The sequence below is a fragment of the Pseudomonas iridis genome (assembly GCF_017980685.1).
In the GTDB taxonomy this organism is placed as follows: Bacteria; Pseudomonadota; Gammaproteobacteria; order Pseudomonadales; family Pseudomonadaceae; genus Aquipseudomonas; species Aquipseudomonas iridis.
This window is the reverse complement of sequence record NZ_JACXXO010000001.1, coordinates 375,020-394,030: the sequence shown is the minus strand read 5'-3', so window position 1 is coordinate 394,030 and position 19,011 is coordinate 375,020. Positions and strand designations below refer to the sequence as shown.

General features: G+C 59.9%; 16 protein-coding genes. 6 read left to right on the top strand and 10 right to left on the bottom strand.

The annotated features are described in order from the left end of the window. Positions 1–64 precede the first annotated feature (64 nt). The 4 genes from IEQ42_RS01835 to pcaC are packed head-to-tail and all read left to right on the top strand — an operon-like array spanning position 65 to position 3,976. The gene (locus IEQ42_RS01835) at positions 65–1,360 is read left to right on the top strand and encodes an MFS family transporter (protein WP_210702374.1); all 1,296 of its coding nucleotides are present in this window, start codon (positions 65–67) and stop codon (positions 1,358–1,360) included. Between the two features lie 45 nt (positions 1,361–1,405). After that, entirely contained in the window at positions 1,406–2,770 is a 1,365-nt protein-coding gene (locus IEQ42_RS01830) for a 3-carboxy-cis,cis-muconate cycloisomerase (RefSeq protein ID WP_210702373.1), read from the top strand. Positions 2,771–2,781: 11 nt separating this feature from the next. Beyond that, positions 2,782–3,573 (top strand): 3-oxoadipate enol-lactonase, encoded by a 792-nt coding sequence (pcaD, locus tag IEQ42_RS01825; RefSeq protein WP_210702372.1) that lies wholly within the window; start codon positions 2,782–2,784, stop codon positions 3,571–3,573. Between the two features lie 10 nt (positions 3,574–3,583). Continuing rightward, positions 3,584–3,976, top strand: a complete 393-nt coding sequence (pcaC, locus tag IEQ42_RS01820; RefSeq protein WP_007917093.1) for a 4-carboxymuconolactone decarboxylase — start codon at positions 3,584–3,586, stop codon at positions 3,974–3,976. A 93-nt stretch (positions 3,977–4,069) separates the two neighbouring features. Here the strand turns inward: pcaC and IEQ42_RS01815 are convergent, their stop codons facing one another. The 5 genes from IEQ42_RS01815 to emhA form a co-directional block, all read right to left on the bottom strand. Then, positions 4,070–4,876, bottom strand: coding sequence for a methyltransferase domain-containing protein (locus tag IEQ42_RS01815; RefSeq protein WP_210702371.1), 807 nt, complete (start codon positions 4,874–4,876; stop codon positions 4,070–4,072). A gap of 266 nt (positions 4,877–5,142) precedes the next feature. Next, positions 5,143–6,402 (bottom strand): OprD family porin, encoded by a 1,260-nt coding sequence (locus IEQ42_RS01810; RefSeq protein ID WP_210702370.1) that lies wholly within the window; start codon positions 6,400–6,402, stop codon positions 5,143–5,145. A gap of 441 nt (positions 6,403–6,843) precedes the next feature. Then, positions 6,844–8,304, bottom strand: coding sequence for an AdeC/AdeK/OprM family multidrug efflux complex outer membrane factor (gene emhC, locus IEQ42_RS01805; protein ID WP_210702369.1), 1,461 nt, complete (start codon positions 8,302–8,304; stop codon positions 6,844–6,846). After that, on the bottom strand, positions 8,301–11,465 hold the full coding sequence (gene emhB, locus IEQ42_RS01800) for an efflux RND transporter permease subunit (protein WP_210622129.1): 3,165 nt from the start codon (positions 11,463–11,465) through the stop codon (positions 8,301–8,303). The genes emhC and emhB overlap by 4 nt, the downstream gene beginning before the upstream one ends. A gap of 3 nt (positions 11,466–11,468) precedes the next feature. Further along, the gene (emhA, locus tag IEQ42_RS01795) at positions 11,469–12,626 is read right to left on the bottom strand and encodes an efflux RND transporter periplasmic adaptor subunit EmhA (protein ID WP_042558017.1); all 1,158 of its coding nucleotides are present in this window, start codon (positions 12,624–12,626) and stop codon (positions 11,469–11,471) included. Between the two features lie 268 nt (positions 12,627–12,894). Between emhA and emhR the strand changes: the two genes are divergently transcribed. After that, positions 12,895–13,527: a TetR family transcriptional regulator gene (gene emhR, locus IEQ42_RS01790; protein ID WP_210702368.1), complete on the top strand. Its 633-nt coding sequence runs from the start codon at positions 12,895–12,897 to the stop codon at positions 13,525–13,527. A gap of 373 nt (positions 13,528–13,900) precedes the next feature. Here the strand turns inward: emhR and IEQ42_RS01785 are convergent, their stop codons facing one another. Genes IEQ42_RS01785 through IEQ42_RS01775 form a run of 3 tightly spaced genes read right to left on the bottom strand, consistent with a single transcriptional unit; the run spans position 13,901 to position 16,485 of the window. Beyond that, positions 13,901–14,950, bottom strand: coding sequence for an alkene reductase (locus tag IEQ42_RS01785; protein ID WP_042558019.1), 1,050 nt, complete (start codon positions 14,948–14,950; stop codon positions 13,901–13,903). A 31-nt stretch (positions 14,951–14,981) separates the two neighbouring features. After that, a complete protein-coding gene (locus IEQ42_RS01780; RefSeq protein ID WP_150594419.1) occupies positions 14,982–16,148 on the bottom strand; it encodes an MFS transporter in 1,167 nt (388 codons plus the stop codon). A 34-nt stretch (positions 16,149–16,182) separates the two neighbouring features. After that, the gene (locus tag IEQ42_RS01775; RefSeq protein ID WP_016771327.1) at positions 16,183–16,485 is read right to left on the bottom strand and encodes an ArsR/SmtB family transcription factor; all 303 of its coding nucleotides are present in this window, start codon (positions 16,483–16,485) and stop codon (positions 16,183–16,185) included. A 169-nt stretch (positions 16,486–16,654) separates the two neighbouring features. Between IEQ42_RS01775 and IEQ42_RS01770 the strand changes: the two genes are divergently transcribed. Next, the gene (locus tag IEQ42_RS01770; protein ID WP_210702367.1) at positions 16,655–17,233 is read left to right on the top strand and encodes an acyl carrier protein phosphodiesterase; all 579 of its coding nucleotides are present in this window, start codon (positions 16,655–16,657) and stop codon (positions 17,231–17,233) included. A 125-nt stretch (positions 17,234–17,358) separates the two neighbouring features. Here IEQ42_RS01770 and IEQ42_RS01765 read toward each other — a convergent pair whose 3' ends face one another. Both IEQ42_RS01765 and olsB read right to left on the bottom strand, forming a co-directional pair. Next, positions 17,359–18,150 (bottom strand): lysophospholipid acyltransferase family protein, encoded by a 792-nt coding sequence (locus IEQ42_RS01765; RefSeq protein ID WP_210702366.1) that lies wholly within the window; start codon positions 18,148–18,150, stop codon positions 17,359–17,361. After that, a complete protein-coding gene (olsB, locus tag IEQ42_RS01760; RefSeq protein WP_042558023.1) occupies positions 18,150–18,905 on the bottom strand; it encodes an L-ornithine N(alpha)-acyltransferase in 756 nt (251 codons plus the stop codon). The genes IEQ42_RS01765 and olsB overlap by 1 nt, the downstream gene beginning before the upstream one ends. Between the last annotated feature and the right edge of the window lie 106 nt (positions 18,906–19,011).

Here is a 19,011-nt window from a genome sequence, read left to right as displayed (position 1 = left end):
CTTGTGGAACGGGACTGTTGCAAAGTGTGTCTAGACTCTGACTGTCCCTATTGAGTGAAAAATAATGACAACCCAGACCGCCCATTACACCGGCGAAGAGCGCAGCAAGCGCATCTTCGCGATTGTCGGCGCTTCGTCCGGCAACCTCGTCGAATGGTTCGACTTCTACGTCTACGCCTTCTGCGCGATCTATTTCGCCCCGGCGTTTTTCCCCTCCGACAATCCCACCGTACAACTGGTCAACACCGCTGGCGTGTTCGCCGCAGGCTTCCTGATGCGGCCGATTGGCGGCTGGATTTTTGGCCGGGTGGCGGACAAGCACGGCCGCAAGAACTCGATGCTGATCTCGATTCTGATGATGTGCTTCGGTTCGTTGCTCATCGCCTGCCTGCCGACTTACAAGGACATCGGCGTCTGGGCGCCAGTGCTGTTGCTGTTCGCACGTCTGCTGCAAGGCCTGTCGGTGGGCGGCGAGTACGGCACCACCGCGACCTATATGAGCGAAGTTGCGCTCAAGGGCCAGCGCGGTTTTTTTGCCTCCTTCCAGTACGTGACGCTGATCGGCGGACAATTGCTGGCGGTGTCGCTGGTGGTGGTGCTGCAACAGTTCCTCACTGAAGACGACCTGCGTGCCTACGGCTGGCGGATTCCGTTTGTGGTCGGTGCGGTGGCGGCGCTGATTTCGCTGCTCCTGCGCCGTTCGCTGAAAGAAACCACCAGCAAGGAAATGCGCGAGAACAAGGACGCCGGCAGCATCCGCGCGTTGTTCCGCGATCACAAAGCCGCGTTCATCACCGTGCTTGGCTACACCGCCGGTGGTTCGCTGATTTTCTACACGTTCACCACTTACATGCAGAAATACCTGGTGAACACCGCCGGCATGCACGCCAAGACCGCGAGCTACATCATGACCGGCGCGCTGTTCCTTTATATGTGCATGCAGCCGCTGTTCGGCATGCTCGCCGACAAGATCGGCCGACGCAGTTCGATGCTCTGGTTCGGCGCTCTCGGTACGTTGTTCACGGTGCCGATCTTGCTTAGCCTGAAAAGTGTCAGCAGTCCGTTCCTGGCGTTTGTGCTGATCACCGTGGCGCTGGCCATCGTCAGTTTCTACACCTCGATCAGTGGTCTGGTGAAAGCCGAAATGTTCCCGCCGCAAGTCCGCGCCCTCGGCGTCGGCCTGGCGTATGCGGTGGCGAACGCGATCTTCGGTGGTTCGGCGGAAGTCGTTGCGCTGAGCCTCAAGGCTGGCGGCATGGAAAACGTCTTCTACTGGTACGTCACGGCGATGATGGCGGTGGCCTTCCTGTTCAGCCTGCGGTTGCCGAAGCAGGCGAAATATTTGCACCACGATCTGTAACCCCATGTGCGCGGGCCGCGATGGCCCGCGCCGGCAAGGATTTTTATGACTCAGCGATCGGGCAATCAATTGTTCGATGCCTACTTCACCGCCCGCGATATGCGCGAAGTGTTCTGTGATCAGGGCCGTGTGCAGGCGATGCTCGACGTCGAAGCGGCGCTGGCCCGGGCCGAGGCGCGGGTGGGTTTGATTCCGGCGAGCGCTGTTGCGCCCATCGAGAAGGCCTGTCGCGCCGACCTCTATGACTTCGCAGCGCTGGGCGAGGCGATTGCCACGGCGGGCAATTCGGCGATTCCACTGGTCAAGGCGTTGGGCAAGCAGATTGCCGCAACCGACGCCGAGGCCGAGCGGTATGTGCATTTGGGTGCGACCAGTCAGGACGTAATGGATACCGGGTTGGTCCTGCAATTGCGTCAGGCGCTGGATCTGATCGAAAGCGATCTTGCGCAGCTGGCCGATTCTCTTGCTGCGCAGGCTCAGCGCCACGCGGCAACGCCAATGGCCGGGCGCACGTGGTTGCAACACGCGACACCGGTGACTCTGGGCATGAAAATCGCCGGATGGCTCGGCGCCGTGACCCGCAGCCGCCAGCGTTTGCGCGAGCTGAAACCCCGTTTGCTGGTGCTGCAATTCGGCGGAGCGTCGGGCACCCTCGCGGCATTGGGCGAACAGGCATTGCCGATTGCCCAGGCCTTGGCCGAAGAACTGCAACTGACCTTGCCGGAACAGCCGTGGCACACCCAGCGTGATCGCGTGGTGGAGTTCGGTGCGGTACTGGGTTTGATCGCCGGCAGCCTCGGCAAACTTGGCCGCGACATCAGTCTGTTGATGCAGACCGAGGCGGCTGAGGTTTTCGAGCCTTCGGCACCGGGCAAGGGCGGTTCGTCAACCATGCCGCACAAGCGCAATCCGGTCGGCGCCGCCGTGTTGATCGGCGCCGCCACGCGAGTGCCAGGGCTGGTGTCGACGTTGTTTAGCGCCATGCCGCAGGAGCACGAGCGTAGCCTCGGTCTGTGGCATGCCGAATGGGAAACCTTGCCGGAAATCTGCTGCCTCGTCTCGGGCTCACTGCAACAGGCGCGCCTGTTGGCGGATGGCTTGGAGGTAGACGCCGCACGCATGGCGCGCAACCTCGACCTGACTCAAGGGCTGGTGCTGGCCGAAGCGGTGAGTATCGTGCTCGCACAACGGGTCGGCCGCGACATCGCGCATCACTTGCTCGAACAATGCTGCAAACGTGCCGTGGCCGAACAGCGCCACTTGCGCGCCGTGCTCGGTGACGAACCGCAGGTCACTGCGCAATTGAGCAGCGCTGAACTGGATAATCTTTTGAACCCCGCCCATTACCTCGGTCAGGCGCAGGTCTGGGTCGAGCGTGCGGTGGCCGAACACAACGCTTTGACTGTCTGAAGGAGAGGGCTGTGGCTTTCGTTCAACTCGCCGATGGCGAACTGCACTATCAAATTGAAGGCCCGGTCGATGCGCCGGTGCTGGTGCTGTCCAACTCGCTGGGCACCGACCTGCACATGTGGGACGTGCAGATGCCGGCATTCACCGAGCACTTTCGCGTGCTGCGTTTCGACACCCGCGGGCACGGCAAGTCGTTGGTGACGCCGGGGCCGTACAGCATCGAGCAACTGGGCCACGACGTGCTCGGGCTGCTGGATGCGCTGCATATCGAGCGTGCGCATTTCTGCGGGTTATCGATGGGCGGGTTGATCGGTCAGTGGCTGGGGATCAATGCCGGGCATCGGCTGCACAAACTGATCGTGTGCAACACGGCAGCGAAAATCGGCGATCCGTCAGTGTGGAATCCGCGCATTGAAACCGTGCTGCGTGACGGTGCGTCAGCAATGGTTGCCCTGCGCGATGCGTCGATTGGCCGCTGGTTTACCCCGGACTTTTCCCAAGCCCATCCGGCGGCGGCCAAGCAGATTACCGACATGCTTGCGGCGACCTCGCCGCAAGGTTATGCGGCCAATTGCGCGGCGGTGCGCGATGCCGATTTCCGGGAACAACTGGCCTCCATCAACGTGCCGCTGCTGGTGATCGCCGGCACTGAAGACGCTGTGACGCCACCGTCCGGTGGCCACTTCATTCAGGAGCATGTGCGCGGTGCGGAGTACGCCGAGTTCTACGCGGCGCACCTTTCAAACGTGCAGGCAGGTATAGCTTTCAGCGATCGCGTGTTGGCTTTTTTAAAGGCTCAGTGAGGAAGTTTTTGTGGACGAGAAACAACGTTACGACGAAGGCATGCAGGTCCGCCGCGCAGTGTTGGGCGACGCGCATGTCGATCGCAGCCTGACCACACTGACCGAGTTCAACTCGGAATTTCAGGAGATGATCACCCGCCACGCCTGGGGCGACATCTGGACCCGCCCAGGTTTGCCTCGGCATACCCGCAGCCTGATCACCATCGCCATGCTGATCGGCATGAACCGCGAGGGCGAACTGAAACTGCACCTGCGCGCGGCGGCCAATAACGGCGTGAGCCGTGGCGAGATCAAGGAAGTGATCATGCAGAGCGCGATCTACTGCGGGATTCCGGCGGCGAACGCGACGTTTCATCTGGCTGAGTCGGTGTGGGATGAGCTGGGTGTTGAATCCCGGGAGTGATTGTCGGGTTTGAAAAGATCACAGCCTTCGGCGGTTCCTACAGGGGATTGCATTGCATAGTAGGAGCTACCGAAGGCTGCGATCTTTTGATCTTCAGACTGTGGCCACAATGAAAATGCGCTTGAACGGAAACAGCGTGTGCCCGTTTTCCTCCTGCGGATAATGCGCATGCACACGCATCAGAAAGTGATAAATGAAGCGCGCCTGTTCCTCCGACGTCAGCGCCTGCATCACCGGCCTTAGCGCCGAAACTTTGATCCAGTCATACACCGGCGACTTGCCGTCAACCACCTGCAATTGCTCGGTCTCCCAGATGTCCAGCGACGCGGTCAACGGTGCGAGCAAACGGTAGTAATCCTCAAGTGACAGCAAGGGCCGCGCCGCCATGCGCTGGCGCAGTTGCGGTGTGCCCAGTGGCGTGTTGCCGGGGCCGGCATCGTCGAGGGTGTCGAGCATCAGTCGATACCACAATGCATCGCGCCAGTCCGGCATGTGCGCTGCCAGGCACCCTCCATCATTTAGCAGACCCAGCAGGTTCGGCAGTAACGTTTCATGACCGTTGATGAAATGCAGAACCGCCGCTGCGAACAGCAGGTCAGCCGGTTGTTCGGGTCGCCATTCGAGCACGTCGCAGTGCTGCCACGATGCGTTGATCGGCAGGCAGCGGGCTTGTTCAAGCATTTGCTGCGAGCTGTCGATTCCCTGCAGTTGCGCGTGTGGCCAGCGCTCGGCCAACAACTGAGTGGCAATGCCCGTGCCGCAACCAAGGTCGTAAATACGCTGTGGGGTTTGCAGGTCGACACGGTCGAGCAATTCGTTGACCGGGCGTTGCCTGAGACGGGAAAACTGCTGGTAAGCCTTGGCATCCCAGTCGGGTGCCGTTTTGAGTCGAGCGATCATGAGGTGGTCCTCCGGTGATCAGCAGTGTCTTCCGTGACAACCTGGCTCAAGTCTTGAGGGACCAACTACAACAGATAACGGAAGTGGGTAGGGTTGTACGCCTGAGTCCTTCAGGTTTTTAAACTCTACTCGCCAGCAAAAAAAGCTCCAGCTGACCTGACGGGTGGCGTCTTGATACGGCCTTTTTTGTAGGAGCTGCGGCACGCTGCGATCTTTTGATTCTATTTTTCAAGATCAAAAGATCGCAGTGCCTACAGAGGGGGAGGTTAGAGCAAACTGATCGGATAGCTGACGATCAACCGGTTCTCATCAAACTCGTTATTGCTGAAATCCCGGCGCATGGTCGAATTTCGCCATCTGACGTTCAAGTCCTTGAGCGCGCCGCTCTGCACGGTGTAGCCCAGTTCCGATTCGCGGCCCCACTCCTTGCCGTCGGTGATGGTCCCGGTGTGTACGTTATCGCCGCTGATGTAGCGGTTCATCAGCGTCAGGCCGGGAACGCCGAGGGCTACGAAGTTGTAGTCGTGGCGGACCTGCCAGGAACGCTCCTGCGCATTGTCGTAGCTGGCGTTGTAGCTGTCGTTGGCCAGGGTGCCGCCGCTGGTGCCGTTGACGCGCATCCACGCGCTGTCGCCGGTGAGTTTTTGCAGGCCGACATAGAAGGTGCTGCCGCCATATTTTGCCGAGAACAATGCGGACCAGGTCTTGTTGTCGAGATCCCCGGCGCGCGCGCTGCCGTCGTCCTTGCCGTAGAAAAAACCGAGGTTGGCGCCCAGGGTCCATTCGCCCAGTGGCTGGCTGTGGACCAGATTGATGTATTGCTGGCTGTAGATGTCCTTGAGCTCGGCATTCCACAGACCGATCTGCGTGCGTTTTTCGTTGAAAGCGTATTCACCACCCTGGAAGTTGAAACGATCAGAGGTGAACGCCGCTTTGCCGGTCATCGACATGTCGCTCATGCTGCTGTCGTCGCGCGGGCTGTTGGCGCGGAACTGACCGCCGTAAAGCGTCAGGCCGTCGATCTCTTTCGACGTGATCTGACCGCCGCGGAAGGTTTGCGGCAGCGAGCGACCGTCGTCCGAACGCAGGATCGGCAGTACCGGCATCCATTCGCCGACCTTCACTTCGGTCTGCGACAGCCTCGCCTTGAACGCGACGTTGGTGCGGCCGAAGTTGTCCGCCGGGCGACCGTCATGATCCAGCGGCAACAGTTGCGTGCCGCCAGTGCCTTTGCCGCCGTCAAGCTTCAGCGAATACAGCCCGAGCACGTCCATGCCGAAGCCGACGGTGCCTTGGGTGAAGCCGGATCTGGCGTCGAGGATAAAGCTTTGCGTCCACTCTTCAGCCTTGCCCTGAGCCTTGGTCGGGTTGGTGAAGTTGCGGTTGATGTAGAAGTTGCGCAGGTTCAGGTTGACCTTGGCCCCTTCGACAAAACCGGCTTCTTCAGCCGCAACGGGCAAAGCCGCGCAAGCCAGTGCCAAGGCGATCAGGCCGGGGAATGCGTACGGCGCAGTTGGGTGGGTCATTGCAGTTTCTCTTGTTATTTTTTTGGGGCGAACGGAGTCCGGTGCCGGCGTTTTTCGCGGCGGGCATTGGCTTGCAGATTTCGGAATGAGCGGCGGTGATCAGCCGGACAGGGCAGGGCGCGGGGGCATGGTGTCGAACCTGATGTTATTGGTTTTGTGGGATGAATGGTGCGGGGCGCGGAGGCGGGGTTTCAATCGGGGAAAGCGGTTTTGGGGCGATTATCGAACGCAAGATTGGGCCGGGTTTTGCGATGCAGGTGATGGCCTTATCGCTGGCAAGCCAGCTCCCACAGGTTTTTGGGTTGTTCACATACCCCGGGTACACCCGAGAACCCTGTGGGAGCTGGCAAGCCAGCGATAGCGCCCGCCCAGACAACACAACTTTCCGGCAGGCAACAAAAAGCCCACCAATAAGGTGGGCTCTTTGTGTTCAGCAGATGATCAGAACAACTTCATCTTCGGTGCTTCTTCTTTCTGTGTTTCGTTTTGCGCAGTCTGCGCATTCCAGCCACCACCCAATGCCTTGTACAGGTTGACCGCACTGGTCAGCTGCGCGAGGCGGTCGGTGATCAGCGCTTGTTGGGCGCTGAACAGCTGACGCTGGGCATCGAGGAAGGTCAGGTTGCTGTCGACACCGATGCGGTAACGACGCTCGGCCAGGCGGTAGTAATCCTGGTTGGCCTGTACGAAATCACGCTGCGCCTGCAATTGCTCGGTGTAGGTCTGGCGTGCGGCCAGGCCATCGGCGACTTCCTGGAAGGCCGTTTGAATGGACTTCTCATAGTTCGCCACGCCAATGTCTTTTTGGATCTTGGCGTAGTCGAGGCTGGCGCGCAGGCTGCCGGCGTTGAAGATCGGCAGGTTGATCTGCGGCTGGAACAGCCACGTCCCCGAACCACCCTTGAACAGACCGGACAGGTCCGGGCTCAGGGTGCCCGCGTTGGCGGTCAGGCTGATGCTCGGGAAGAACGCTGCACGGGCGGCGCCGATGTTGGCGTTGGCGGCCTTCAGGTTGTACTCGGCCTGAAGGATGTCCGGACGACGTTGCAGCAGGTCCGATGGCAGGCCCGGCGGTACGTCGCTGAGCAGGTCATCGGCCAGAGGTTTGGCCGTTTGCAGATTGGCCGGGATGCCGGTGCCGAGCAGCAGGGTCAGGCTGTTTTCGTCCTGAGCCACCTGGCGGGTGTAACGCGCCAGCTGCGCCCGGGCGTTTTCCACCGAGGTGCGCGACTGCGCCAGATCCAGTGCCGAGGCCACACCGACTTCATTGCTGCGACTGGTCAGCTTGTAGCTTTCTTCGAAGGCACCGAGGGTGTCCTGAGTCAGCTTGAGCAGTTCCTTGTCGGCCTGCCAGGTCAGATAGGCGTTGGCGACGCTGGCGACCAGACTGATCTGGGTGCTGCGACGCGCTTCTTCAGTGGCGAAGTATTGTTGCAACGCTTGTTCGCTCAGGCTGCGCACCCGACCGAACAGGTCGAGTTCGTAGGCGCTGATGCCGACGGTGGCGGAGTACGAACTGCTGATCATCGACTCGCCGGTCTGCGACGCGCGCGCCGGCAGACGCTGACGGCTGCCGCTGCCATTGGCCGAAACCGCAGGGAACAGGTCGGCACGTTGAATGCGGTATTGAGCCGCATAAGCGTCGATGTTCAGTGCCGCGACACGCAGGTCGCGGTTGTTTTCCAGCGAAACCTGGATCAGCTGTTGCAGGGCCGGGTCATGGAAAAACTGCTTCCAGCCCTGCTCGGCAGCGGCTTGCGCCGGTGCCTGGGCCGGCGAGTACGCCGGCCCCTGCGGGTATTGGCCTGCGACCGGGGCCTCAGGCTGCTGATAGTCAGGTATCAGCGAGCAACCGCTCAGCACGAAGGCGGCGACTGCGAGGGAGAGTAGCGACTTGCTCATTGGCCAGCCTCTTTAGGAGTTTCTATGGCGTCATCCTTGTCGGCATTTTTACGCTGACCAATGGAAGACACGGTGACGAAGAACAGTGGGACCCAGAAGATCGCCAGGATCGTGGCCGTCAGCATACCGCCAATCACGCCAGTACCGATTGCATGCTGGCTGCCCGAACCGGCACCGGTCGAGATTGCCAACGGCACAACACCGAGCACGAAGGCCAGCGACGTCATGATGATCGGTCGCAGACGCATGCGGCAGGCTTCAATCGCCGCTTCGCGCAGACTGCGCCCTTGCTCATGCAGCTCCTTGGCGAACTCGACAATCAGAATGGCGTTTTTCGCTGCCAGACCAATGGTTGTCAACAGGCCCACCTGGAAGTACACGTCGTTGGACAGACCGCGCAGGCTGGTGGCCATCAACGCACCGATGATCCCCAGTGGAACCACGAGCATGACCGCGATCGGAATCGACCAGCTTTCATACAGCGCCGCCAGACACAGGAACACCATCAGCAGCGACAAGGCGTACAACGCTGGTGCTTGCGAGCCGGACAAACGTTCCTCATAGGACAGACCGGTCCAGGAGATACCGACACCCGAAGGAAGTTTCTTGGCAATCGCTTCGACTTCCGCCATGGCCTCACCGGTAGAGTAACCCGGCGCCGGAGCACCCAGCACTTCTACCGCTTCCACACCGTTGTAGCGCGCCAGCTTCGGCGACCCGTAGATCCACTCGCCTTTGGCGAATGCGGAGAACGGAACCATGGTGCCGGAGGCGTTGCGCACATACCACTTCTTCAAGTCTTCCGGGCTCATGCGCGAGTCCGGCTGGCCTTGTATGTACACTTTCTTCACTCGACCACGGTCGATGAAGTCGTTGACGTAGCTACTACCCAACGCAATCGACAAGGTGTTGTTGATGTCGTTGATGGTAACGCCAAGGGCGCTGGCCTTCTCGTCATCGATTTCCAGCTGGAACTGCGGTTCGTCGTTCAAGCCGTTCGGACGCACCTGAGTCAGGACTTTGCTCTGCGCCGCCATGCCAAGGAACTGGTTGCGTGCTGCCATCAGTTTTTCGTGACCGATACCGGCACGGTCTTGCAGGAACACGTCGAAACCTGTGGCGTTACCCAACTCCAGTACTGCGGGTGGTGCGAAGGCAAACACCATCGCGTCGCGGAAACTGAAGAAGTGCTGTTGAGCACGGGCGGCCAGTTTGAACACGCTGTTATCAGCGTCTCGTTCGCCCCACGGCTTGAGCATGATGAACGCCATACCCGAGCTCTGGCCACGACCGGCGAAGTTGAAGCCGGTTACGGTGAACACCGAAGCCACCGCGTCAGCCTCACCGCCATCCTTGTTCGGACGCAGCAGGTATTCACGCATTTCATCCACGACCACCTGAGTGCGCTCTGCACTGGAGCCCGCCGGCGTCTGCACCTGGGCGAACAGAACGCCCTGGTCTTCTTCCGGCAGGAACGCGGTTGGAATGCGAGTGAATAGCCAGATCATGCCGACGACGATCAGCAGGTAAGCCAGCAAGTACGGCGCCTTGCGGGTCAGCATGTTGCCGACACCGCGTTCGTAGCTCCGCACGCCGCGGTCGAAGTTGCGGTTGAACCAGCCGAAGAAGCCTTTCTTCGGCGTACCGTGCTCGCCTTTCGGAATCGGCTTGAGCATGGTTGCGCAGAGCGCCGGGGTGAAGATCAGGGCAACCAGTACCGACAGGGCCATAGCCGAAACGATCGTGATCGAGAACTGCTTGTAGATCACACCCGTGGAGCCGCTGAAGAACGCCATCGGCAGCAGTACCGCCGACAGTACGAGCGCGATACCGACCAGTGCGCCCTGGATCTGACCCATGGACTTTTTGGTCGCTTCCTTGGGCGACAAGCCTTCCTCGCTCATCACCCGCTCGACGTTTTCCACCACAACGATGGCGTCGTCCACCAGCAAGCCGATGGCCAGCACCATACCGAACATGGTCAGGGTGTTGATGCTGAAACCGGCGGCGGCGAGGATGCCGAATGTACCGAGCAGTACCACCGGCACCGTCATGGTCGTAATGACCGTGGCGCGGAAGTTCTGCAGGAACAGGAACATCACCAGGAACACCAGCACCACTGCTTCGATCAGCGTGTGAACCACACCCTTGATCGATTCAGTCACCACCGGAGTGGTGTCGTACGGGAATACCACTTCCATGCCTTGCGGGAAGAATGGTTTCAGGCCGTCGATGGTGGTACGCAAGGCCTTGGCCGTGTCGAGGGCGTTGGCACCGTTGGCCAGTTTTACCGCCAGGCCGGATGCCGGACTGCCGTTGAACTGGGCGCTGATCGCATAGTTCTCACCACCCAGGCCCACACTGGCAACGTCTTTGAGGCGGACCTGCGAGCCGTCCTTGTTGACCTTGAGCAGAATCTCTTTGAACTGCTCGGCGGTCTGCAGACGGGTTTTGCCGATGATGGTCGCGTTAAGCTGCTGACCCTGCACGGCCGGCAAACCGCCGAGCTGACCGGAGGACACCTGAACGTTCTGCGCAGCAATCGCGGTTTTGACGTCGACCGGGGTCAGGTTGAAGTTGTTCAACTTGGCCGGATCGAGCCAGATGCGCATCGCGTACTGGGCACCGAAGACCTGGAAGTCGCCGACACCCGCAGTACGGGAGATCGGGTCCTGCATGTTCGACACGATGTAGTTGGACAGGTCGTCCTTGCTCATGCTGCCGTCACGCGACACCACGCCGATCACCAGCAGGAAGTTCTTCACTGCCTTGGTCACGCGGATACCTTGTTGCTGCACTTCCTGCGGCAACAGCGGGGTGGCCAGGTTCAGCTTGTTCTGAACCTGTACCTGCGCGGTGTCGGAGTTGGTGCCTTGCTCGAAGGTCGCGGTGATGGTCATGCTGCCGTCGGAGTTACTTTCCGAGGACACATAACGCAAGTTGTCGATACCGTTGAGCTGTTGCTCGATCACCTGGACCACGGTGTCCTGCACGGTTTGCGCCGAGGCGCCCGGGTAGGTCACGGAGATCGCAATGGCCGGTGGCGCAATGCTCGGGTACTGGTTGATCGGCAATTTCAGGATCGAAAGTGCCCCGACCAACATGATCACCAGGGCAATTACCCAGGCGAAAATCGGACGGTCGATGAAGAATTTTGACATGGGTTACTCCCCTTTGCCGCCGGCGGCTTTATCAGCTGCCTGTGCGGGGGCCGGGTTCTTTACTCCGACGTTGGTCGCTTCACTGGCTTTTACTTCGACACCAGGTTTGACGTATTGCAGACCTTCGGTGATCAGACGATCGCCCGCTTTCAGGCCATCTTCGATCAGCCACTGGCTGCCTACGGTGCGGCTGGCCTTGAGCTGACGCAGTTCAACCTTGTTGTCCGGGCCGACAACCAGTGCGGTCGGGGTGCCTTTGAGGTCGCGGGTCACGCCTTGCTGTGGCGCGAGGATCGCGGCGCTGTTCACGCCGGCCTGCAACTGGGCGTGGACGAACATGCCTGGCAGCAAGGTGTGATCAGGGTTCGGGAACACGGCACGCAGGGTTACGGAACCGGTGGTCTGGTCAACCGAGACTTCGGAAAATTCCAGCTTGCCGTCGAGCTTGTATTGGCTGCCGTCCTCGAGGGTCAGCTTGACTGCGGCAGCATTGTCGCCGGCCTTTTGCAGGCGACCACTTTCCAGCTCGCGACGCAGTTCCAGCATTTCAACCGAGGATTGAGTAACGTCGACGTAGATCGGATCGAGCTGCTGGATCACAGCCATCGCGTCGGTCTGGCCGTTGTTGACCAGCGCACCTTCGGTGACCGAAGAGCGACCGATGCGACCGGAAATCGGCGCGTAGACCTTGGTGTAGCGCACGTTGATCTGTGCGGTCTGCAAGGACGCTTCCGATTCCATGCGGTTGGCCACGGCAGTGTCGTATTCCTGACGGCTCACGGCTTGCTCATCGACCAATTGCTTGTAGCGGTCGGAGATCGACTTGGTCGAACGCAGGTTGGCTTCGGCGCTTTTCAGGGTCGCTTCATAAACCGACGGATCGATCTGATAGAGCTGCTGGCCGGCTTTGACATCGCCGCCTTCCTTGAACAGACGCTTGAGAATGATGCCGTTGACCTGTGGTCGCACTTCAGCAATGCGGAACGCACTGGTGCGGCCCGGCAGCTCGGAGGTGAGGGTAAACGCTTGTGGTTGCAGGGTGACGACGCCGACCTGAGGAGGCGGAGCGGCCGGTGCCGCTTCTTCCTTTTTACATCCGCTGAGCAGCGATGCCAGGGCGACGGCAGTGACCAGAGCGGTAACAGCTGGCTTGAATTGCATGAAGATCCTCGGGTCAGGCGCGCAAAAAACGCACAAGAAGTGTGGAAGGGTAAAAAAATACTATCGGGTGGATAAGTAGCTTGCTAAGTAATATACTTACGTTCATGGTTGTTTGTAAACACCTTGGCCACGTACCCACCCTGTTACAAAAGTCGTTGCAAGGTTTGAAATTGTAGGCTGGGGAGCCGATTCAAGAGAGATCGACCCCCTCTTTGTTCAGCGGATGTTCAATCCATCCCTGAAAAATCCTGTTTGAGGTTTTACTGCCATGGTCCGTCGTACCAAAGAAGAAGCTCAGGAAACGCGAAGCCAGATTCTCGAAGCGGCAGAGAAAGCGTTCTATGAACGGGGCGTGGCCCGCACGACTTTGGCGGATATCGCGACAATGGCCGGCGTCACGCGCGGCGCCATTTACTGGCATTTCAGCAACAAGGCCGATCTGGTGCAGGCCATGCTCGACAGCTTGCATGAGCCGCTGGATGAATTGGCCAAAGCCAGTGAAAGCGAAGATGAACTCGACCCGTTGGGCTGCATGCGCAAATTGTTGATTCATTTGTTTCATCAAGTTGCGCTGGACCCGAAGACCCGTCGCATCAACGAAATTCTGTTTCATAAGTGCGAGTTCACCGATGAAATGTGCGATCTGCGCCAGCAGCGCCGGACGGCCAGTCTCGATTGCAATCTGCGTATCGGGTTGACCCTGCGTAATGCGGTGAATCGCGGCCAGTTGCCGGAAGATCTCGACACTGTCCGTGCGGCCATCAGCATTCATGCCTATATCGATGGCCTCCTCTATGGGTGGCTATTGGCTCCGGACAGCTTCGAGCTGCACGCCGAAGCCGAGCGTTGGGTCGACACAGGACTGGACATGCTGCGGCTGAGCCCCAGCCTGCGCAAATGAACAATCTGTAATTGGCACAGCTTATGTCAGTTGGCCTGCTTTTATACAGATTTGTGGCGCGCAGTTTACAGGGAGTGAATGACGGATTTTGTAGGGGAATTGTGTCGCTCTTGTTAAACCGTGTAGGCCGCTAGCCCCTCACCCTAGCCCTCTCCCAAGGGAGAGGGAACTGACCGAGGTGATCTTTCAAGTTGCGCCGACTTGAAATACGAGCCGAACTCAGGTTCGAAAGCCACATGAATCGGCTCCCTCGCCCTCGGGAGAGGGCTGGGGTGAGGGGCCAGGTCTCACACCGCGCAATCAATCTCCAGGCGAACACAAAAAAGCCCCCGACACTCACAAGTCGGGGGCTTTTGCGTTTCTGCGTCAAGGCTTACAGCGTTGGATAGTCGATGTAGCCAACCGGGCCTTTAGCGTAGAACGTTTCCGGGTGTGGCTCGTTCAGCGGCGCATCGGCTTTCAAGCGCGCCGGCAGATCCGGGTTAGCAATGAACGGTACACCGAACGCCACGGCGTCAGCCTTGCCGCTGGCCAGCCATGCGTTGGCGCTGTCCTTGGTGAAGCGTTCGTTGGCGATGTACGGGCCGCCGAAGGCTTCCTTGAGTTGCGGGCCGAGGCTGTCGGCGCCTTCTTTCTCGCGGGAGCAGATGAAGGCGATGCCACGCTTGCCCAGCTCACGTGCCACATAGGTGAAGGTTTCAGCCAGATTGTCGTCGCCCATGTCGTGGGAATCAGCGCGTGGTGCAAGGTGCACGCCGACACGACCGGCGCCCCAGACTTCGATTGCCGCGTCAGTCACTTCCAGCAGCAAGCGGGCACGGTTTTCCAGGGAGCCGCCGTAATTGTCGGTGCGCTGGTTGGTGCTGCTTTGCAGGAACTGGTCGAGCAGGTAACCGTTGGCGCCGTGGATTTCCACGCCATCAAAACCGGCCGCCTTGGCGTTCTCGGCACCGGTGCGATACGCGTCGACGATCTCGGCGATTTCAGCGGTTTCCAGTGCGCGCGGGGTTGGGTAGTCGGCCATTGGACGCACCAGGCTGACGTGACCTTTGGGCTGGATAGCGCTCGGTGCGACCGGTGCTTCACCGTTCAAATACGAAGGGTGAGAGATCCGGCCCACGTGCCACAGTTGCAGGAAGATCTTGCCGCCGGCGGCGTGAATGGCTTTGGTCACGTTGGTCCAGCCACGCACCTGATCGTTCGACCAGATGCCCGGGGTGTCCGGATAGCCGACACCCATCGGGGTCACCGAAGTGGCTTCGCTGAGAATCAGGCCGGCGGAGGCGCGTTGTACGTAGTACTCGGCCATCAGCGCGTTTGGCACACGGCCTTCGTCAGCGCGGCAGCGGGTCAGCGGGGCCATGATGATGCGGTTGGCCAGCTCGATGTCGCCCAGTTTGATCGGATCGAAAATAGTTGCCATGAAATACAACCCTCTTGGTTTAAGTGGTTAATCAGTGAGTCGCAGGGGCCAGTTCGGCATTGCCGTTCTGACGGAAAGTAATCAGGGTCACCAGCAGGGCAAGCACTGCCAGGGCAGCGGCGGCCAGAGGCACGCTGGTCAGGCCGAAGCCGTGGGCGATGACGCTGCCGCCGACCCAGGCGCCGAGGGCGTTACCGACGTTGAACGCGCCGATGTTCAGGGTCGAGACCAGGTTCGGTGCAGCTTTGCCGAAGGTCACTACGTTGATTTGCAGTGCCGGTACGGCTGCGAATGAAGCAGTGGCCCAGAGGAACAAGGTGATTTCAGTCGGGATCAGCGCGACGCTGGTCCAGCTCAACACCGTGGAAATCACCGCCATCGCCACGAACACGCCAATCAGGGTGGCAGCGAGGCGTTTGTCTGCGAGCTTGCCGCCGATGATGTTGCCGACGGTAAGACCGAGACCGATCAACAGCAGCGTCCAGGTCACGCCTTTTGGCGAGACGCCAGTGACATCGCCGAGCAGCGGGGCGACGTAGGTGAAGAGGGTGAACATCGAGGCAGCGAACAGAGCGGTCATGCTCAGCGACAGCCAGATACCGGCGCCTTTGAGGGCGGCGAGTTCGGCGCGCATATCGAGCTTTTCTTCGTCACGTTTGGCCGGCAGGAAGCGGATCAGGCCGATCAGCGCGATCACACCGATCACGGTCACTGCCCAGAAGGTCGAACGCCAGCCGGCCTCCTGACCCAATGCGGTGCCCAGCGGCACGCCGAGGACGTTGGCCAGGGTCAAACCGGTAAACATCAGGGCGACTGCCGAAGCGCGTTTGTTCGGCGCCACCAGACCTGCCGCTACCACCGAACCGATACCGAAGAACGCACCGTGGCAAAGCGCGGTGACGACACGGGCGAACATCAGCACGTTGTAGTCACTGGCCATTGCACAGAGCAGGTTGCCGACAATAAAGATGCCCATCAGCGCGACCAGTGCAGCCTTGCGCGGCAGTCTGGCGGTGGCCAGTGCCATGAACGGCGCACCAATGGCCACGCCCAGGGCGTAACCGGTCACCAGCCAGCCGGCGCCGGGAATCGACACGCCGAGGTCGGCCGCCACATCGGGCAGCAGGCCCATGATGACGAATTCGGTGGTGCCGATGGCGAAGGCGCTCAAGGCGAGTATGAGTAGCGAGAGGGGCATCGTTGTTTCCTTGTGGGCTGGCTGACGTTAAGGGTCAGAGCTCTTTACTGAGTGTGCTGAGGAACGCCTGAATGACGTCCTCGTTACGTTTGAAAAAGTGCCATTGACCGGCCTTCTGGCTGCTGATCAGTCCGGCGCGTTGCAGGGTCGCCAAATGGGCGGACACGGTTGATTGCGACAGGCCGCAGCGTTGATCGATCTGCCCGGCGCAAATGCCGTACTCATGGTTGTGCAACTGTTCCGGGAATTCGCCTTTCGGGTCTTTCAGCCAGTTGAGGATGTCTCGCCGTACTGGGTGTGCCAGGGCTTTTATTATTTCGTCGAGGTCAAGGTTCATGGCAGGGTGCTCGGTGTGTAAAACGCTATATCGCGATGAGGCGAACTTTAAATCGCTACTTCGCGATATACCAATATGATTTTGATCTGACGACCGCACAAATCGGTATATCGGGTTATAACGATACGCTGGGTGTATTGGAACGAGGGCGCGGTGCTAAGCTGCGCCCATGAACTATCTTGCACATTTGCATCTCGGTGGCCAGCGCCCCGACCAATTACTCGGCAGTCTGTATGGCGATTTCGTCAAAGGCCGGCTGCAAGGCCAGTTTGCCCCGGAGATCGAGGCGGGGATTCAACTGCATCGACGGATTGACGTGTTCACTGATCGCCATCCGCTGGTGGACATCGCGCTGGGGCGGTTTTCCGATACCCGTCGGCGTTATGCCGGGATCGTCCTTGATGTCTTTTTCGACCACTGTCTGGCGCGGGACTGGCGGTTGTACGCGGATCAACCGCTGGCGCAGTTCACCGCTGACGTTTATGGAGTGTTGTCCCGCGAACCGCAATTGCCCGAGCGCCTGGCGAAGATTGCGCCGCACATGGTCGCCAATGACTGGTTGGGCTCGTATCAGGAGTTTGAAGTGCTTGATCAGGTGCTGCGCGGGATCTCCCGGCGATTGAGCCGGCCAGAGGAACTGGCGGGGGCGATGCAGGAATTGCGGCGGTTGTATGAGCCGCTGAGTGAAGACTTCCGACTTTTCTATCCGCAACTCCAGGATTTCGCCCAGTCTCCAGCAACCCCCTGAATCCCTGTGGGAGCTGGCTTGCCAGCGATGGCGTCAGCACATTCAACATTCGTGTCGGCTGGTCTACCGCTATCGCTGGCAAGCCAGCTCCCACAGGGGCCGAGGGTGATTTCTGAATTTGTATTTCAGGCGGCGATTGTCGGGCGCATTGGGGATTGTCGGGTTTCCGGAATCGATCCAAACAACACCTTCTGCACCGCCTGCTGCGCTTCAAACGCCAGCGCCGCACGTTCCCGGCCCTCGCAGGCGATCGGCTTGAGCAGATGCACTTCGACGTCGCCGCAATCATTGCTGAACAGACGCATCAGGTGCGACAGCAGATCATCGTCACCAATGAACGGTGCCAACGTATCGACTTCGCCGTCACGCAGATAACGGATCGCCACCGGTTGCAACATCACCTCTGAATCAATCGCCGCCGACAGCAAGCGACCGTGAAAGGTGCGCAGTGAACGGCCATCGGTGGTCGTGCCTTCCGGGAACATCAGCAGTGAATGATCGGTTTGCAGGTGCCGGGTCATCTGTTTGCGGATCAACTGGCTGTCGCCCGAGCCACGGCGGATAAACAGGCTGCCAGCCTTGGCTGCGAGCCAACCCGCGACCGGCCAGGTGCGCACTTCGGCCTTGGACAGAAACGATAGCGGTGTGAGCATGCCCAGCAGCGGAATATCGGTCCACGACACATGATTGCTGACCCACAACATCGGCTGCTTTGGCAGTTCACCGTGGACGGTCATGCGAAAGGGCAGGGCATTGCTCAGGCGCGCCATGAAAAAGCGCGACCAGCGCTGGCGACGTTCCATCGAGTGCGCCAGGCCAATCCTCTCGAACACGCCGAACAGACTGGCCATGGTCAATCCCAGCGATACCACCAGCAGCACTCGCGCGATCCGCGCGTAAACCCGCAACCGGCTCATCACACGGCCGCCTTGAAGTGCTTGGCGTAGCGCGGGCAGAGTTCGTCGCGCTTGAGCAGGATGAACACGTCGGCGACCTGGAAGTCTTCGTCCCAGCACGGCTCGCCGCAGATCTTCGCGCCCAAGCGCATATAAGCCTTGAGCAGCGGCGGCATTTCGGCGATCACGTTCGACGGAATATCGAGGGTTGGCAGCGGTTTTTTTGGCTCGGCACGCAAGTTTTCGGTGCACAGATAACGTTCGCGCAGACGCTGCATGATCGCGTGGGCCTGTACGCCACCGTCCTGCATCGGGATGCTCGCGCAACCCATCAGATAGCTGTAGCCGCCCTCGTTCAACACTTCGGCCAATTCACCCCACAGCACTGCAATCGTCCCGCCGTTACGGTAGGCCGGGTCGACGCAGGTGCGGCCGATTTCCAGGATCGGGCCTTGCAGATGGGCGAGGCCATGCAGGCTGAATTCTTCTTCGCTGTAGAACTTGCCAAGGCTGCTCGCGGCGGTGTGATCGAGCAACCGCGTGGTCGCGACCAGGCGACCAGTGTTGAGGTCACGCACGCCGATGTGGCTGCAGTGAACATCATAATCATCCATGTCCAGACCCAGTTCCGCGCCTTTCAGTTTGGCGTTGAACTCGCCGCTGAAGACGCTGAATCGCAGGGCCTGGGCTTGCTGCAAGGCTTCGGCGCCGATCAGGCGTTCGGCTTGCAGACGGCGTTCATTGCCGGTGTCGCTGATGCGGGCGATCTGAGTCATTTGAATCTCCGTACGGGCCTTGAACCCGTCATGGGTTGCAGCCGATCGACTTTCTTTATGCAGCCGTGTTGTGCAAAGTCAGGCTATGTAGCCCCGGTGTCATCGC

Coding starts and splice junctions, on each gene's coding strand:
- IEQ42_RS01835 (WP_210702374.1), top strand. CDS start 65: ATGACAACCCAGACCGCCCATTACACCGGCGAAGAGCGCAGCAAGCGC.
- IEQ42_RS01830 (WP_210702373.1), top strand. CDS start 1,406: ATGACTCAGCGATCGGGCAATCAATTGTTCGATGCCTACTTCACCGCC.
- emhC (WP_210702369.1), bottom strand. CDS start 8,304: ATGAGCAAGTCGCTACTCTCCCTCGCAGTCGCCGCCTTCGTGCTGAGC.
- olsB (WP_042558023.1), bottom strand. CDS start 18,905: ATGACTCAGATCGCCCGCATCAGCGACACCGGCAATGAACGCCGTCTG.
- IEQ42_RS01810 (WP_210702370.1), bottom strand. CDS start 6,402: ATGACCCACCCAACTGCGCCGTACGCATTCCCCGGCCTGATCGCCTTG.
- IEQ42_RS01785 (WP_042558019.1), bottom strand. CDS start 14,950: ATGGCAACTATTTTCGATCCGATCAAACTGGGCGACATCGAGCTGGCC.
- IEQ42_RS01765 (WP_210702366.1), bottom strand. CDS start 18,150: ATGAGCCGGTTGCGGGTTTACGCGCGGATCGCGCGAGTGCTGCTGGTG.
- emhB (WP_210622129.1), bottom strand. CDS start 11,465: ATGTCAAAATTCTTCATCGACCGTCCGATTTTCGCCTGGGTAATTGCC.
- IEQ42_RS01775 (WP_016771327.1), bottom strand. CDS start 16,485: ATGAACCTTGACCTCGACGAAATAATAAAAGCCCTGGCACACCCAGTA.
- IEQ42_RS01780 (WP_150594419.1), bottom strand. CDS start 16,148: ATGCCCCTCTCGCTACTCATACTCGCCTTGAGCGCCTTCGCCATCGGC.
- IEQ42_RS01770 (WP_210702367.1), top strand. CDS start 16,655: ATGAACTATCTTGCACATTTGCATCTCGGTGGCCAGCGCCCCGACCAA.
- emhR (WP_210702368.1), top strand. CDS start 12,895: ATGGTCCGTCGTACCAAAGAAGAAGCTCAGGAAACGCGAAGCCAGATT.
- IEQ42_RS01815 (WP_210702371.1), bottom strand. CDS start 4,876: ATGATCGCTCGACTCAAAACGGCACCCGACTGGGATGCCAAGGCTTAC.
- emhA (WP_042558017.1), bottom strand. CDS start 12,626: ATGCAATTCAAGCCAGCTGTTACCGCTCTGGTCACTGCCGTCGCCCTG.